The 14,011-nt window shown below is 71.2% G+C and carries 14 protein-coding genes; 7 read left to right on the forward strand and 7 right to left on the reverse strand.

Features of this window, described 5'->3' with window-relative positions; all coding sequences use genetic code 11:
* Positions 1–104 precede the first annotated feature (104 nt).
* Positions 105–1,409, reverse strand: a complete 1,305-nt coding sequence (locus tag FF096_RS01165) for an ABC transporter substrate-binding protein (protein WP_155214478.1) — start codon at positions 1,407–1,409, stop codon at positions 105–107.
* A 171-nt stretch (positions 1,410–1,580) separates the two neighbouring features.
* Positions 1,581–2,345, reverse strand: a complete 765-nt coding sequence (locus FF096_RS01170; RefSeq protein ID WP_155214479.1) for a maleylpyruvate isomerase family mycothiol-dependent enzyme — start codon at positions 2,343–2,345, stop codon at positions 1,581–1,583.
* Positions 2,346–2,415: 70 nt separating this feature from the next.
* On the opposite strand from FF096_RS01170, the gene FF096_RS01175 reads away from it, so the two are divergent.
* Positions 2,416–3,498, forward strand: coding sequence for a UDP-N-acetylmuramate dehydrogenase (locus tag FF096_RS01175; protein ID WP_309222441.1), 1,083 nt, complete (start codon positions 2,416–2,418; stop codon positions 3,496–3,498).
* Between the two features lie 78 nt (positions 3,499–3,576).
* Here FF096_RS01175 and FF096_RS01180 read toward each other — a convergent pair whose 3' ends face one another.
* Both FF096_RS01180 and FF096_RS01185 read right to left on the reverse strand, forming a co-directional pair.
* Positions 3,577–4,389: a class I SAM-dependent methyltransferase gene (locus FF096_RS01180; protein WP_155214480.1), complete on the reverse strand. Its 813-nt coding sequence runs from the start codon at positions 4,387–4,389 to the stop codon at positions 3,577–3,579.
* Positions 4,390–4,399: 10 nt separating this feature from the next.
* Positions 4,400–5,164 (reverse strand): SDR family oxidoreductase, encoded by a 765-nt coding sequence (locus FF096_RS01185; protein WP_155214481.1) that lies wholly within the window; start codon positions 5,162–5,164, stop codon positions 4,400–4,402.
* A 184-nt stretch (positions 5,165–5,348) separates the two neighbouring features.
* Between FF096_RS01185 and mshA the strand changes: the two genes are divergently transcribed.
* Positions 5,349–6,698, forward strand: coding sequence for a D-inositol-3-phosphate glycosyltransferase (gene mshA / locus FF096_RS01190; RefSeq protein WP_309222442.1), 1,350 nt, complete (start codon positions 5,349–5,351; stop codon positions 6,696–6,698).
* Between the two features lie 94 nt (positions 6,699–6,792).
* Complete coding sequence (locus tag FF096_RS01195) at positions 6,793–7,326, forward strand: YbjN domain-containing protein (RefSeq protein ID WP_155214482.1); 534 nt, start codon at positions 6,793–6,795, stop codon at positions 7,324–7,326.
* Positions 7,327–7,407: 81 nt separating this feature from the next.
* Here FF096_RS01195 and FF096_RS27425 read toward each other — a convergent pair whose 3' ends face one another.
* Positions 7,408–7,728 carry a hypothetical protein gene (locus FF096_RS27425; protein ID WP_375335270.1) on the reverse strand — a complete coding sequence of 107 codons (321 nt, stop codon included), beginning with the start codon at positions 7,726–7,728 and terminating at the stop codon, positions 7,408–7,410.
* Here FF096_RS27425 and FF096_RS01200 point away from each other — a divergent pair.
* Positions 7,613–8,296 (forward strand): hypothetical protein, encoded by a 684-nt coding sequence (locus tag FF096_RS01200; RefSeq protein WP_375335271.1) that lies wholly within the window; start codon positions 7,613–7,615, stop codon positions 8,294–8,296. The two genes, FF096_RS27425 and FF096_RS01200, sit on opposite strands and share 116 nt — an antisense overlap.
* Positions 8,297–8,715: 419 nt before the next feature.
* On the opposite strand, the gene FF096_RS01205 is transcribed toward FF096_RS01200, so the two are convergent.
* Positions 8,716–10,023 (reverse strand): MFS transporter, encoded by a 1,308-nt coding sequence (locus tag FF096_RS01205; protein ID WP_309222443.1) that lies wholly within the window; start codon positions 10,021–10,023, stop codon positions 8,716–8,718.
* A gap of 149 nt (positions 10,024–10,172) precedes the next feature.
* Between FF096_RS01205 and FF096_RS01210 the strand changes: the two genes are divergently transcribed.
* From FF096_RS01210 to FF096_RS01220, 3 genes are all read left to right on the forward strand, one after another.
* Complete coding sequence (locus FF096_RS01210) at positions 10,173–10,940, forward strand: phosphoglyceromutase (RefSeq protein WP_155214484.1); 768 nt, start codon at positions 10,173–10,175, stop codon at positions 10,938–10,940.
* Positions 10,941–11,136: 196 nt separating this feature from the next.
* The gene (locus FF096_RS01215; RefSeq protein WP_309222444.1) at positions 11,137–12,414 is read left to right on the forward strand and encodes an ATP-binding protein; all 1,278 of its coding nucleotides are present in this window, start codon (positions 11,137–11,139) and stop codon (positions 12,412–12,414) included.
* 57 nt (positions 12,415–12,471) lie between these two features.
* Complete coding sequence (locus FF096_RS01220; RefSeq protein WP_155214485.1) at positions 12,472–13,152, forward strand: response regulator transcription factor; 681 nt, start codon at positions 12,472–12,474, stop codon at positions 13,150–13,152.
* Here FF096_RS01220 and FF096_RS01225 read toward each other — a convergent pair.
* On the reverse strand, positions 13,134–13,964 hold the full coding sequence (locus tag FF096_RS01225; RefSeq protein WP_309222445.1) for a hypothetical protein: 831 nt from the start codon (positions 13,962–13,964) through the stop codon (positions 13,134–13,136). The two genes, FF096_RS01220 and FF096_RS01225, sit on opposite strands and share 19 nt — an antisense overlap.
* Between the last annotated feature and the right edge of the window lie 47 nt (positions 13,965–14,011).

The following is a 14,011-nucleotide window of genomic DNA, read 5'->3' on the forward strand; positions in this document are numbered from 1 at the left end:
CTTTCCGAGCCCCCGCCCCGCGCCGGGCCAGGGTGAGCCGCTGTACGCGTCGGGTGGACGCGGCGGGACCCTGGACCGGCGGCGGGGTGGGGCCGTCCAGCCGGTTACTTGGCGGCGGCCTTCTTGGCGTTGTTGATGGCGTCCTGCCAGGCCTGGTCGGGGTTGCGCTGGCCCAGCTCGACGGTGCGGACCGCGTTCTCCACCTCGGTACGGACGGCCTGGTTCTTCGGGCCCATGTAGACCGGCTTCAGCGTCTTCGCGCCCTCACCGAAGATCTTGCCGACCGGTGCGTCGGAGAAGTACGCGTTGGTGGCCTCGGTGATGGCGGGGTCGTCCAGCGCCTGCGGCGAGGACGGCAGCGGACCCTTGGCCTTGAAGGCACCGATGTGGCCCTCGGCGCTGGTCAGGAACTTGACCAGCTTGACCGCCTCGTCCTGGTGCTTGCTCTGCTGCGGCACGGCCAGGTGCGAGCCGCCCCAGTTGCCGCCGTTGCCCGGCACCCGGGCGATGTCCCACTTCCCGCTGGCCTCCGGCCCGGCGTTGCCCTCGATCACACCGGTCATCCAGGCGGGGCAGGCGATGGTGGCGAACTTGGCCTGCTTGAACGCCGAGACCCACTCCTCCGACCAGGAGCCGTACTTGCCCGACAGCCCGGCGTTGATGATGTTCATGGTGGTGTCCCAGGCCTGCTTCACCGCCGGGTTGCTGTCCACCACCAGGTTGTCGCTGGTGTCGTAGTAGTGGTAGCCCTGCGCGTTGCCGGCCGTCTGGAGCACGATCGTGTTGAAGGTGTTGGTGGCCGCGTCCAGGAACGAGGCGCCGGTGTTGGCGCTCTTGAACTTCTCGCCGGTGGCGATGTAGTCCTCCCAGGTCGGCCAGAGTGCCGAGACCTGCTCGCGGTCGGTGGGCAGGCCCGCCTTCTCGAAGAGGTCCGTGCGGTAGCACATGGCCATGCCGCCGACGTCGGTGCCGAGCCCGATCAGCTTCTGGCCGTCGGCGGTGAGCCCCTGGTTCCACTTCCACTCCAGGAAGTTCCCCTTGAGGTCGGCGGCGCCGTGGTCGAGCAGGTTGACGAAGTTGTCCGGGTTGGCCTTGTACTCGACCATCAGGCCCTCTTCGATGGCCACCACATCGCCGGCGCCCTTGCCCGCGGCGAGCCACTGGGTCAGCTTCGGCGAGTACTCGTCGAGGTTGCCGCCGGTGCCCCGCTCGACGATCTTGATGTTCGGGTTGGCGTCCATGTACTGCTGGTAGAGCTGCTCGTAGCCGAACTGCCCGAAGACGTCGACGGTGAGCGTTATCTTGCCGTCCCCGGCCTCGTCGCTGCCGCCGCAGCCGCTGGCGACGAGTAGGACGCCGGTGGCGGCCAGAGCGACCGCCGCGAGGCGGTGACGCGGGAATGTGCCCATTGTCTGATGACCCCTCTCAGGTCGATTGGTGGTGGAGAAGCTGTCTGAGAGCGCTCTCACGTAGCCTGCGGCGTGGGCCCTACGCTGTCAAGAGAGCGCTCTCTCAGGAGGGGTCACAGAATGGCCACGGCGGCCCTCGGGTACCGAGGGCCGCCGTGGGCCGCGCGAGGATCAGCCGGTGCGGACCCCGTCGAGCAGGGCGCGATCACCGGCGACGGTCAGCGTGTCGAAGCTGACCCGCCCCCAGAGCGCCAGCAACAGATCGCTGGCCGTGCCACTGACCTGTACCCGGGCGTGATGGTCGTCGTGGTCGAGGATGGTGCCGGTGTCGAGTAGCGCGACACCCTCGCCGCGCAGCCGCAGGTACCACTCCTGGGCGGCGTCGGTGGCGGTCAGCCGGACGACCCCCTGCCACGGGCCGCCCGACCTGCGCCGACCCGCCGGCAACCAGGTGTCCAGCACCTCGCTCACCCCGTCGGCCGCGAGCTTGGCCTCGATCGGCTCACCCGAGGCGATCGCGAGTTGGGCGTCCCAGCGGTGCACCGCCGTCTCGTGAGCCATCCGGCGCGGCCAGAAACCCGCCTTCTTCGGCTGTGGAGCCCAGTTCCACGCCGGGGCCTCCGGGTCGAGGGAGTCGAAGAGCGTCATCAGCTCGTCGTACGCCTGCTGCCACTGCTGCACGGCGGTGACGCCGTCGACCGGCTCGACCGGCTGCGAGCGGCTCTGTTGCGGTGCCGTGGCGTCACCCGAGGCGACCAGGCCGTGCACCCACCGATAGATCCCGGCGAGGTGGCGGGTCAGGTCGGTGACGGTCCAGCCTGGGCAGGACAACACGGGCGTCTCGGGTGGCGCCTCGGCCACCGCGGCGGCGAACGCCGGGCCCTCCGCCCGGAGTGCCCCGATCCAGAAGTCCTTGCTGCCGTGCAATCTGCTCATCGCCATCCTCCCGGGGGTGACCGGGCCACCAGTGGGTGCCACGGCTACCTATCAGCCTAGGGTGAGAGGCGTGTCTGACGTCTACGCCCAGCCGACAGCCGCCGCCCAACCCGCCAGCACGGGCGATCTGGCGCAATACACGACATTGTGCCTGGGCGGGCCGGCCGGCAGGGTCGTCACCGCCACCACCGCCGACGAGATCGTCGGCCGGGTACGCGAGGCGGGCTCCGAGATCCTGTTGCTCGCCGGGGGCAGCAACGTGGTGATCGGTGACGCCGGCTTCCCCGGCACGGTGATCCTCGTCCGCTCCCGGGGGTTGCGGGTGCTGACGGAGGACGAGCGCACCGTGACGGTACGCGTCGAGGCCGGTGAGCCGTGGGACGACCTGGTCGCCGCGACGGTGCGAAACGGCTGGGCGGGGCTGGAGTGCCTGTCCGGCATCCCCGGCTCGACCGGGGCCACCCCGATCCAGAACGTCGGGGCGTACGGGCAGGAGGTCGCCGAGACGATCGTGGCCGTGCAGGTGTACGACCGAATCGCCGGGACCGTCGGGCAGGTCGAGACCGACGCCTGCGGCTTCGCCTACCGATCCAGCATCTTCAAGTACAGCGAGCGCTGGGTGGTGCTCTCGGTGGACTTCCGGCTGGCCCGCTCGCCGCTGTCCGGCCCGGTGCGTTACGCGGAACTGGCCCGGGCGCTCGGCGTCGAGGTCGGTGACCGGGTGCCGTTGGCGCAGGCCCGGTCCACCGTGCTCGGGCTGCGCGCGGGCAAGGGCATGGTGCTCGACGCCGACGACCCGGACACCCGTTCCGTCGGCTCGTTCTTCACCAACCCGGTCCTCGACGCCGCGACCTACGAACAGGTGCGGCAGCGCGCCGCCGACCTTGGTGAACCGCCGTCCTGGCCCAGTGCCGGCGACACGGTCAAGGTCAGTGCCGCCTGGCTGATCGACAAGGCCGGCTTCGGCAAGGGGTACGCCGGTCCCGAGGGCACCGCCATCTCCAGCAAGCACACCCTCGCCCTCACCAACCCCACCGCGAGTGCGAGCACCCAGGCCCTGCTCACCCTGGCCCGCGAGATCCGCGACGGCGTCCACCACCGGTTCGGCGTCACCCTCCACCCCGAACCCGTCCTCATCAACTGCACCCTGTGACGTCAACTGCGCCCTGTGACGTGTTGATCAAGAAGTTTTCGTCTGATCGCGGCCCCGAACCCGACCAAAACTTCTTGATCAACACGGTGGGGTGGGGGTGGGGGCCACGGTGGGCCAGGGGAGGGTGAGGTGGCCGTGGCGCCATTGGCGGGGCCCGTCCAGGATCGGCCAGCCCTGGGCGCGGACGGCTGACACGGTGTGCAACCAGCGCTGGCGGGGACCGAAGGGGACGTATCCGGCGGCGGCGTGCCAGGCGTCGTCCAGGGTTCGGATCAGGTCGTGGATCCGCTCACCCGGTACGTTGCGGTGGATCAACGCCTTCGGCAACCGCTCGGCCAGCTCGGCGGGGCTCTCCAGGGTCGTCAGCCGGGCGGCCAGGGTCAGCGAGCGGGGCCCGTCGGCGTCGAGCAGCACCCACCCGCCGAGGCGACCCAACTCGTCGCAGGTCCCCTCCACCAGCAGCCCGCCGGGTGCCAACCCGGCGCACAGCGTGCGCCACGCGCCGGCCACCTCGCGCTCGTCGTACTGGCGCAGCACGTTGAACGCGCGGACCAGGGCGGGACGCAGACCGGCCAGCTCGAAGCCACCCCGGGCGAAGGTGAGCCCGGGTGGGTCGGCGGCGGCCTGTGCGTCGGCGACGCGTACCGGATCGATCTCCAGCCCGACCACCCGCACGTCGGCACGGACCCGGGCGGCGAGCCGGGCGCGCAACTCCACAGTGGTCACCGGGGTCGCGCCGTAGCCGAGGTCCACCACCAGCGGGTCGGCTGCGGCGCGCAGCGGCTCGGCGCAGTGCTCCACGATCCAGTTGTCCACCCGGCGGAGCCGGTTGGGGTGAGTGGTTCCCCGGGTCACCGCACCGAGCGGCCGGGACGCCCGCGACGCCATCATGGTTCCCGGCTCAGCTGGTCCGGTGCACCTTGTGCTGGGCGGCCTGGGCCAGCGGCCGGACGACGAGCCGGTCCACGTTGACGTGTTGCGGGCGGGTGGCGCACCAGGCGATGCAGTCGGCGACGTCCTCGGCGAGCAGCGGCTCGTCGACACCGGCGTAGACCGCCGCTGCCCGCTCGGTGTCCCCGCCGAACCGGGTCAGCGAGAACTCGTCGGTCTTCACCATGCCCGGGTCGATCTCGATCACCCGCACGGGACGGCCGCACAACTCCAGCCGTAGCGTGCCGGCGACCGCGGTCTGCGCGTGCTTCGCCGCGGTGTAGCCACCGCCACCCTCGTAGACGGTGAATCCGGCGGTCGACGAGACGACGACGATCGTGCCCGCCCCGGACTCCTCCAGCAGCGGCAGCAGCGCCTGGGTGACCCGCAGCGTGCCGAGCACGTTGACGTCGTACATCCACTGCCAGTCACCGATCGCGCCGGACTCCACCGGATCCAGCCCGCGCGCCCCGCCCGCGTTGTTCACCAGGAGGGTCACCGGCCCGCCGGTCTGCCGCGCGGCCCGAGCCAGATCGGCCACCGACTCGTCGGAGGTGACGTCGCAGCCGACCGCGGTGGCGGTGCCACCCGCCGCGGTGATCTCGGCGACCAGGTCGACCAACCGGTCGGTACGCCGGGCGGCGGCGAGCACGTGGAAACCCTCGCCGGCGAGCCGCCGGGCAGTGGCGGCGCCGATCCCGCTGGACGCTCCGGTGACGATCGCGACACGACTCATCTGGCCATTCTCGCCCCCCGCCGGTCGGCGGTGGGCGGCGCGGTCGTCATGAGGTCGGTCACGCCCGAGGGCCTGCCCGACGTATTTCCCGTCGCCGATCGGGAAGATGACATCCGGCGTGAAGCGTTGAGGCAGGAGCGCCGGTCGTGCGGGGACGGCATCAACCGTGGCAAAGGGAGCGGACGTGGCGGAAGAGCACACCGGTGTCGGTCGTCAGCGAGGTGCCCTGCCGTGGCCGCGTCCCCGGCGGATCGCGACCCTGTCGGTACACACCTCGCCGTTGCACCAACCGGGGACCGGGGACGCGGGCGGCATGAACGTCTACATCCTGGAGGTCTCCCGCCGGTTGGCCGAGGCGAACGTCGAGGTCGAGATCTTCACCCGGGCCACCTCGGGTGACCTGCCCCCGGTGGTGGAGGTGGCCCCGGGGGTGCACGTCCGGCACGTGATGGCCGGTCCGCTGGAGGGGCTGACCAAGGAGGAACTACCCGGTCAGCTCTGCGCGTTCACCGCCGGCGTGCTGCGCGCCGAGGCGGCCCGCCCGCCCGGCCATTACGACCTCGTCCACTCCCACTACTGGCTCTCCGGGCAGGTCGGTTGGCTGGCCAAGGAGCGCTGGGGAGTGCCGCTGGTGCACACCGCGCACACCCTGGCCAAGGTGAAGAACGCGCAGTTGGCCGCCGGTGACCGGCCGGAGCCCAAGGCCCGGGTGATCGGTGAGGAACAGGTGGTCGCGGAGGCGGACCGGCTGGTCGCGAACACCCGGGTCGAGGCGCGCGACCTGATCGACCGGTACGACGCCGAGCCCGCCCGGGTCACGGTGGTCGAACCCGGCGTGGACCTGGACCGGTTCCGTCCCGTCGCCGGCGACCGGGACGCCGCCACCAGGGCCGCCCGGATCCGGTTGGGCCTGCCGCCCGATGGCCACCTGGTCGCCTTCGTCGGGCGGATCCAGCCGTTGAAGGCACCCGACGTGCTCATCCGGGCGATCGCGGCCCTGCGGGCGCGGGACGCCGAGTTGGCTCGTGACGTGGCAGTGGTGATCTGTGGCGGTCCCAGTGGCAGCGGGCTGGACCGGCCCACCGCGCTGATCGAGTTGGCCGCCTCGCTCGGCGTCGCCGACCGGGTGCACTTCATGCCGCCGCGCACCGGAGCGGAACTGCCCCTGCTGTACCAGGCGGCCGACCTGGTCGCGGTGCCGTCGTACAACGAATCCTTCGGCCTGGTCGCCCTGGAGGCGCAGGCCTGCGGTACGCCGGTGGTGGCCGCTGCCGTCGGCGGCCTGGTCACCGCAGTGCGCGACCAGGTCAGCGGGGTGCTGGTGCGCGGACACGACCCGGTCGACTGGGCGGGTACGTTGGCCCGCCTGCTCCCCGACCGAGCCCGTCGGGCCGAGTTGTCGGTCGGTGCCGCCCAGCACGCCCGGAACTTCTCCTGGCATCGCACCGCCGCCGGCCTGCTCGCCGTCTACGGCGAGGCGATGGCCGACCACCGGGCCGGGCTCGCCGCCGCGCTCACCGGCTCCTGCTGCTGACCGCCGTGGGCCCGGCTGTCGGCCCGGCCAGCAGGGCGGCGACGACCTACCGGCAGCCGGGCGGCGCGGTGACGGTCGCCGTAGAGTTGGTCGGATGAGCGACCTCGGTGCACTGATCGAGTCCGTCTGCGCGGAGCGGGAACTAGCCTGCGAGCCCACCGGTCCGGGGTCGTACGCGGTGACCCTGCCCGGCACGCACAAGCTCAAGACGATCTGCAATCTGATCGTCGGCGAGCACGCGCTGCGGATCGAGGCGTTCGTGATGCGTCAGCCGGACGAGCGGCGCGAGGAACTGTGGGCCTGGCTGTTGCAGCGCAACGCCAAGATGTACGCCGTGTCGTTCTCCATCGACGCCGTCGGCGACGTCTACCTCACCGGCCGGGTCAACCCCGACGGTGTCGACGCCGACGAGCTGGACCGGCTGCTCGGCGCGGTGCTGACCTACGCCGACGAGTCCTTCGACACGATGCTGGAGATCGGGTTCGGCAGCTCGATCCGCCGCGAGTGGGAGTGGCGGGTGAAGCGGGGTGAGTCGACCGCCAACCTGGCGGCGTTCGCGCACCTGTTCGAGCCCTCGGCGGCGGCCCGGTCGGCTCCGCCGGCCGCCGGAGGTTCGGACCGCTCCTGACGGGTAAGCCGCAGCGCGCGGTGCGGCGTTGGGACCCGCCGCGCCGAGACGGCGAGTTCGAGGAGCGTGAGCGTCCATGGCTCAGCGAAGTAGCTCGGGTCGCGGCGGGACCGCGACCAGGACCAGACGGCAGGGCGGTAACCAGACGCCGAACACGCCAAGGATCTCCGAGGCGGAGATCTCCCGGATGCGGGTGGACGACATCCGGGGACAACTGCGGCGGCACGGGGTTTCCGGCATCTCCACGCTGCGTAAGCCGGAACTGGTGAAGACGCTGGTGAAGACGTTGCGGTCCAGCGGTGCCGGGCGTCGCAGCAGCGGCCCGGCGGGCCGGGCCAAGGCGACGAAGGCATCGGGTGCCAGACAACCGGCGTCCAGTCGGACCGCGCCGGGCCGGGCCAAGGCGGCACCGGCGAAGCGGACCATCGCGGCCCGCACGTCGACCGGCACGGCGGGCAGGACCGCCGCCCGCACGTCGACCGGCACGACGGGTAGGAGCGCCACCAGCGCTCGGAAGGCAGCTGCGCGCAAGGCGGCTCCGCGCAAGGCGGCGACGAGCGGTACGGCGGCCGCCACCCGCCGGGCGGCCGGTGGCGGCGCGGTGCGCACCGGACGGTCGACGTCCCGGTCGGTCCGCTCGTCGCAGCTGATCACCTCGCTCCAGGACCGGCCGGAGCGTCCCGGCCGCAGCCTGGTCACCACCAACCACGACGTCATCCGGCGGTGGGCCCGGCAACGGGGTGCCAAACCGGCGACGATCAGCGGCACCGATCGGGCGGGCCGAGCCGGGGTGTTGACGTTCAACATCCCGGGCTACCGGGAGAGCAGCCGGATCCGTGAGATCACCTGGGACGAGTGGTTTCACACCTTCGACCTGCGTCGGCTGAACCTGATCTACCAGGAGCAGATGCGCGACGGTCGGCAGAGCAACTTCTTCCGGACCGAGTCACCCGATCGGGAAGACGGATGAGGTTTGCGGGAATAGCCCTCGGGTACCCGCTGTTGGCCTTGACCGAGGGCCTGAGCACCGTCCGGCGGGGTCGCTGTGACGGGCGAGACAGCCGCTCAAGTTGAATCGCGAGGTCAGGCCGCACTAGCTTTATTGCACCGCGTTACGCTCGGAACCGTTCGGGGGAGCGGCGGATCGATCAGATCTGTGCATCCGGGTGGGCGCGGGGGACGGGTGGACCGACACCGTTGGGGGACGGTGGCCCACCTGTTTGGACCGGCGGCGCGAGCGGGCGTCGCTTACGGGGGTGAGTGCCGCCCGCCGCCGCCGGTCGTACGACGTCGAACGCCCGGTACGGCTTCCGTACCGGGCGTCGACTGTTTCGTCAGCCCAGGTCCTTCTGCGCAGGGCCGCCGGGGGTGGCGACGCCCGGGCTCGGCTCACCCCTGGGAGGTGGCCACCGGCTCGGCCGCCTTGGGTGCGGCGGGCTGCGGTGCGGTCGACTGCGTCGTCAGCACCGCAGCGGCGCCGACGGTACGCAGGGCGACGGCCCGCCGTTCCCGAGCCGGCCCGGAGAGCAGGTGACCCACCGCCATCACCAGGCCGATCGCCGCGCAGCCGAACCAGAGCGTGGCGTTGCCGGCCTGCTCGCGCACCAGTCCGCCGAGGATCGGTGCCGCCGCCCCGGCCAGCTGCCAGGAGAGCGAGAAGACCCCCTGATAGCGACCGCGCAGCTCGGCCGGGGAGAGTTCGGCGATGAGGGTGGCGTTGGAGGGTGAGTGGAGCATCTCGCCGAGGGTCCAGATCAGCACCGTCAACCCGTAGAACCAGGCGACGTCGGCGAACGCGGTCAACCCGAAGCCGACTCCGGTCACCACCGCGGCCAGGGCGAGCACGTGCGACCGGCTCCGTCCCTTGATCAGTCGGGGTACGAAGAGTTGCCCGGCCACGATCATCACGCCGTTGAGCGCGATCACCGATCCGTAGGTGGCGGGGCTCAGGCCGGAGTCGGCCATCGCGATCGGCAGCATCGAGATGTGTTGGAGGAAGACCAGCGCCCCGAGCAGGTTCAGCGCGACGAAGCCGAGGTACACCCGGTCGTTCAGGATGGTCCGCAGGGCGCCGGACGGAGCGCCGCCGCGAGGCATCCCGACGACGACCGTGCGGGTCTCCCGCACCTTCACGAAGATGATCAGCGCGGTGATCAGGGTGGTGGCCGCGTTGACCACGAAGAGGAGCAGGTAGCCGGCCTGGGCGGCGAAGCCGGCGAGGACGGCGGCGCAGGCGAAGCCGAGATTGACCGCCCAGTAGTTGAGCGAGAAGGCGCGCAGCCGGTCCCGCTCCGGCACCACGTCGATCATCATGGCGCCGTACGCGGGGCGGGCCGCCTCGGCGAAGAGGCCGAGCAGCAACGCACCCGCCGCCACCGTCCACAGGTCACGGGCGAAGCCGAGGGCGAGCATCATGGTGGCGGCACCGAGATGGGCGGTGAACAGGGTCGGTCGGCGGCCCCACCGGTCGGACAGGGTGCCGCCCGCGGTGGTGCCGACCGCGCCGCCGACACCCCACGCGCCGAGCACCAGGCCCGCCTGTGCGGCGGAGAAGCCGCGCTCCTGGGTCAGGTAGATGGCGAGGAAGACCAGGACGAACGAGCCGAGCCGGTTGATCAGCGTGCCGGTCCAGAGGTACCAGAAGGTTGTCGGTAGCCCACCTGTTGTGTCCCGGAACCAACCCCGTATCGCGTGCACGCCCGCCCCCGCATCCGTAATGACTGATGATCTATTGGATCCTTACCAACCTAGTGGCGTGCCGGAATCAAGGTCACCCGTATTTCCACGTGGTGGTCGTCACCACCCTTCCCGCACGGCCCGCTCCGGCTTGCGGCAGGATGATCGGCATGACAGCTAGCGAGGGGCCCACCGTCGGGACGCTGGTCCTGCTGCGGCACGGCGAGAGTGACTGGAACGCCAAGAACCTCTTCACCGGCTGGGTCGACGTCGACCTGACCGCGAAGGGGGAGGACGAGGCGCGCCGCGGCGGCGAGCTGCTGCGCGATCACGGCCTGCTGCCGGACGTGGTGCACACCAGCGTGATGCGCCGTGCCATCCGGACCGCCGAGCTGGCGCTCAACGCCGCCGACCGGCACTGGATCGCGGTACGCCGGTCGTGGCGGCTCAACGAGCGTCACTACGGCGCGTTGCAGGGCAAGAACAAGAAGCAGACCCTTGAGGAGTACGGCGAGGAGCAGTTCATGCTCTGGCGCCGGTCGTACGACACCCCGCCGCCACCGATCGCCGACGACGACGAGTGGTCGCAGGTGGGCGATCCGCGGTACGCGCTGCTGCCGACCGAACTGATGCCGCGTACCGAGTGCCTCAAGGACGTCGTCGCGCGGATGCTGCCGTACTGGTACGACTCGATCGTGCCGGACATCCTGGCCGGTCGTACGGTGCTGGTGGCCGCGCACGGCAACTCGCTGCGGGCGCTGGTCAAGCACCTGGACCAGATCAGCGACGAGGCGATCGCCAAGCTCAACATCCCCACCGGCATCCCGCTGCGCTACGACCTGGACCCGCTGCTGCGCCCCCAGACGCTGGGCGGCACCTACCTCGACCCGGAGGCGGCGAAGGCCGCCGCCGCGGCGGTGGCCAACCAGGGTCGCTGACCCCGACACCGAGGGCCCCGGCGAGTGTCGGGGCCCTCGGCGTGTCCGGCGGACGAGAGTCACCGTCGACCAGGTGCGACCAGGGGCTCGGTACGGGTGAACGATGCCGGACAGGTAGGTGAACTCTGCTCGACGTCGGAGTGCTTCGTCCCGTTCTGGGCGATCGCCGGGTCGAGAATGACCCTACGATCGCCGGGTGACATGGGCAGTGACGGTGGGTGTGGCCACGGCCCTGGCGGTCGGGGTGATCGCCGGGCTGGGGTTGTCCCGCGTGGTCCCGGCGGCGCGCCGGGCCACCGAGTCCACCCGGAGTCCGCGGGCCGGTTTCCGGGTCGGTAAGGGGAGGCCCGTCATCGACGAGGTGCAGGGCGGCATCGGCCGTCGCGCGATCGACTCGCTGCGTGCGGGTGTCGTGGTGTTGGACGCGGACGACGTGCCCGTGCTGACCAATCCGGCGGCGCGGGCGATGGGGCTGTTGCGGGCCGGTGGTCGACCCGGATCGGTCATCGCGCATCCGATGATCCGTACCCTGGCGGGGCAGGTACGCCGCACCGGCGTACGGCGCGAGATCGAGCTGGACCTGCCCCGAGGCGGCGACAACGCCGCGGAGAATCCGCTCGGCGTGCACCTGCGGGCGATGGGGCTGGGCGGCGGCTACATCGCGGTGGAGGCGGTCGACGTGACCGAGTCGCACCGGTTGGCCCGGGTCCGCCGGGACTTCGTCACCAACGTCAGCCACGAACTCAAGACCCCGATCGGTGCGTTGCAACTGCTCGCCGAGGCGCTGCTGGACGCCACCGGCCCGGCCGGCGAAGGTCGCCCGGAACTCTCCGAGGACCTCGGCGCGGCCCGCCGCTTCGCCGAGCGCATCCAGCACGAGTCGACCCGGTTGGGACGGCTGGTGCAGGAGCTGCTGGAGCTGACCCGGCTCCAGGGCGCCGAACCGCAGCCGGCGCCCGAACCGGTCGCGGTGGACTGGGTGATGTCCGAGGTGATCGATCGCACCCGGACCGCCGCCGCTGCCCGCCGGATCGAGGTGACGGTCGAAGCCGAGCGGGGGCTGACCCTGTACGGCAGCGACAGCCAACTCGCCACCGCGGTGGCGAACCTGGTGGAGAACGCCCTCAACTACTCCGGCGAGGACACCACGGTCCGCATCGTCGCCCGGTCCGCCGGTGAACAGGTGGAGATCGCGGTCACCGACCAGGGCATCGGCATCGCCCCCACCGACGTCGACCGCATCTTCGAACGGTTCTACCGGGCCGACCAGGCGCGTTCCCGGGCGACCGGCGGCACCGGCCTGGGGCTGGCGATCGTCAAGCACATCGCGAGCAACCATGGTGGCCGGGTGGACGTCGCGAGCACTCTTGGTGGTGGGTCGACGTTCACCCTCCGGCTGCCCGCCCGTCCGCCGGACGACCTGCTGGGCACACTGCCGGAGGCGGAAACCACGGCCGAACCCGGGCAGGGTTGACCGCACGTGGATCGGGTCGGGGCGCCGTCCGGTCCGACCGATGGAAAGGAAACGCCGTTGAGTCGCGTACTGGTGGTCGAGGACGAGGAGTCGTTCTCCGACGCCCTGTCGTACATGCTTCGCAAGGAGGGGTTCGAGGTCTCGGTGGCCGCCACGGGGCCGGCGGCGCTCACCGAGTTCGACCGGACCGGCGCGGACATCGTGCTGCTCGACCTGATGCTGCCGGAGATGTCCGGCACCGAGGTATGCCGACAGCTGCGGCAGCGCTCGCAGGTGCCGATCATCATGGTCACCGCGCGGGACAGCGAGATCGACAAGGTGGTCGGCCTGGAGATCGGGGCCGACGACTACGTGACGAAGCCGTACTCCCCCCGGGAGCTGGTCGCCCGGATCCGCGCGGTGCTGCGCCGGCAGACCTCGGAGGTGGAGTCGAGCGAGGCGACGCTCGTCGCCGGGCCGGTCCGGATGGACGTCGAGCGGCACGTGGTGACCGTGGCCGGGGGTGCGGTGCAGCTGCCGCTCAAGGAGTTCGAGCTGCTCGAACTGCTGCTGCGCAACGCCGGTCGGGTGCTCACCCGGGGCCAGCTGATCGACCGTGTCTGGGGCGCCGACTACGTCGGTGACACGAAGACGCTCGACGTCCACGTCAAGCGGCTACGTTCCAAGATCGAGCCGGAGCCGTCCACCCCACGGCACATCGTCACGGTGCGGGGTCTCGGCTACAAGTTCGAGCCCTGACCCGGTACCGGGTCGGCCGGGTGGGGGGCGACGAGGCCCTGCCGGATCCGCGCCGCGCACAGCTCGGCCAGTTTCACGTACCCGGCCTCGCCGATCAGCGCGGTCAGCTCCGGGGCGTACGACAGGTACATCGGTTCGGTGCCGACGTGCGCGTCGGTGGAGGAGGTGCACCACCAGTCGAGGTCGTGCCCGCCAGCCCCCCAGCCGCGCCGGTCGAACTCGGCCAGCGTGGACACCAGCACCTTGGTGTTGTCCGGCCGCTTGACCCAGTCCTGATCGCGGCGGATCGGCAGTTGCCAGCACACGTCCGGTTTGTACTCCAGCGGATGCGCCCCGTCGCGCAACGCCTGGGCGTGCAACGCGCACCCGCCCCCGCCCGGGAAGTCCGCGTCGTTGAGGAAGACGCAGGGGCCGTCCGCGTCCTGGGTGGCGGTGCGCCGTGCCGGGGTCTTGCCGTCGACGGTGTCGTTCTCGGTCCAGTTCTTGAAACCGCGTCGATAGTGCTGCCAGGTCTGTGGCGTCAACCGTTTCACCGCGGCCCGGACCCGCGTCTCGTCGTCGGAGTCGGTGAAGAAGGCACCGTGCGAGCAGCAGCCGTCGGCCGACCGGCCGGCGATGATCCCGTGACATCCCCGGCCGAAGATGCAGGTCCACCGGGACAGCAACCAGGTGAGATCGGCCCGGATCAGGTGCCGCTCGTCCGCCGGGTCGACGAACTCGACCCACTCCCGGGGAAAGTCCAGCGGCACTTCCCGGCTGCGCGGATCGGCCGGGTCGTCCACCAGCACACGCAGTTCGATCTGCCCTGTCACCTGGCCAGCGTACGCGTGGTGGGGCAGCCCGGTCGTCGAGTGACGCG

This window comes from Micromonospora sp. CP22 (assembly GCF_009712475.1).
Classification (GTDB): Bacteria; Actinomycetota; Actinomycetes; order Mycobacteriales; family Micromonosporaceae; genus Micromonospora.

Coding starts and splice junctions, on each gene's coding strand:
- FF096_RS01165 (WP_155214478.1), bottom strand. CDS start 1,409: ATGGGCACATTCCCGCGTCACCGCCTCGCGGCGGTCGCTCTGGCCGCC.
- FF096_RS01170 (WP_155214479.1), bottom strand. CDS start 2,345: ATGAGCAGATTGCACGGCAGCAAGGACTTCTGGATCGGGGCACTCCGG.
- FF096_RS01180 (WP_155214480.1), bottom strand. CDS start 4,389: ATGATGGCGTCGCGGGCGTCCCGGCCGCTCGGTGCGGTGACCCGGGGA.
- FF096_RS01185 (WP_155214481.1), bottom strand. CDS start 5,164: ATGAGTCGTGTCGCGATCGTCACCGGAGCGTCCAGCGGGATCGGCGCC.
- FF096_RS01195 (WP_155214482.1), top strand. CDS start 6,793: ATGAGCGACCTCGGTGCACTGATCGAGTCCGTCTGCGCGGAGCGGGAA.
- FF096_RS01210 (WP_155214484.1), top strand. CDS start 10,173: ATGACAGCTAGCGAGGGGCCCACCGTCGGGACGCTGGTCCTGCTGCGG.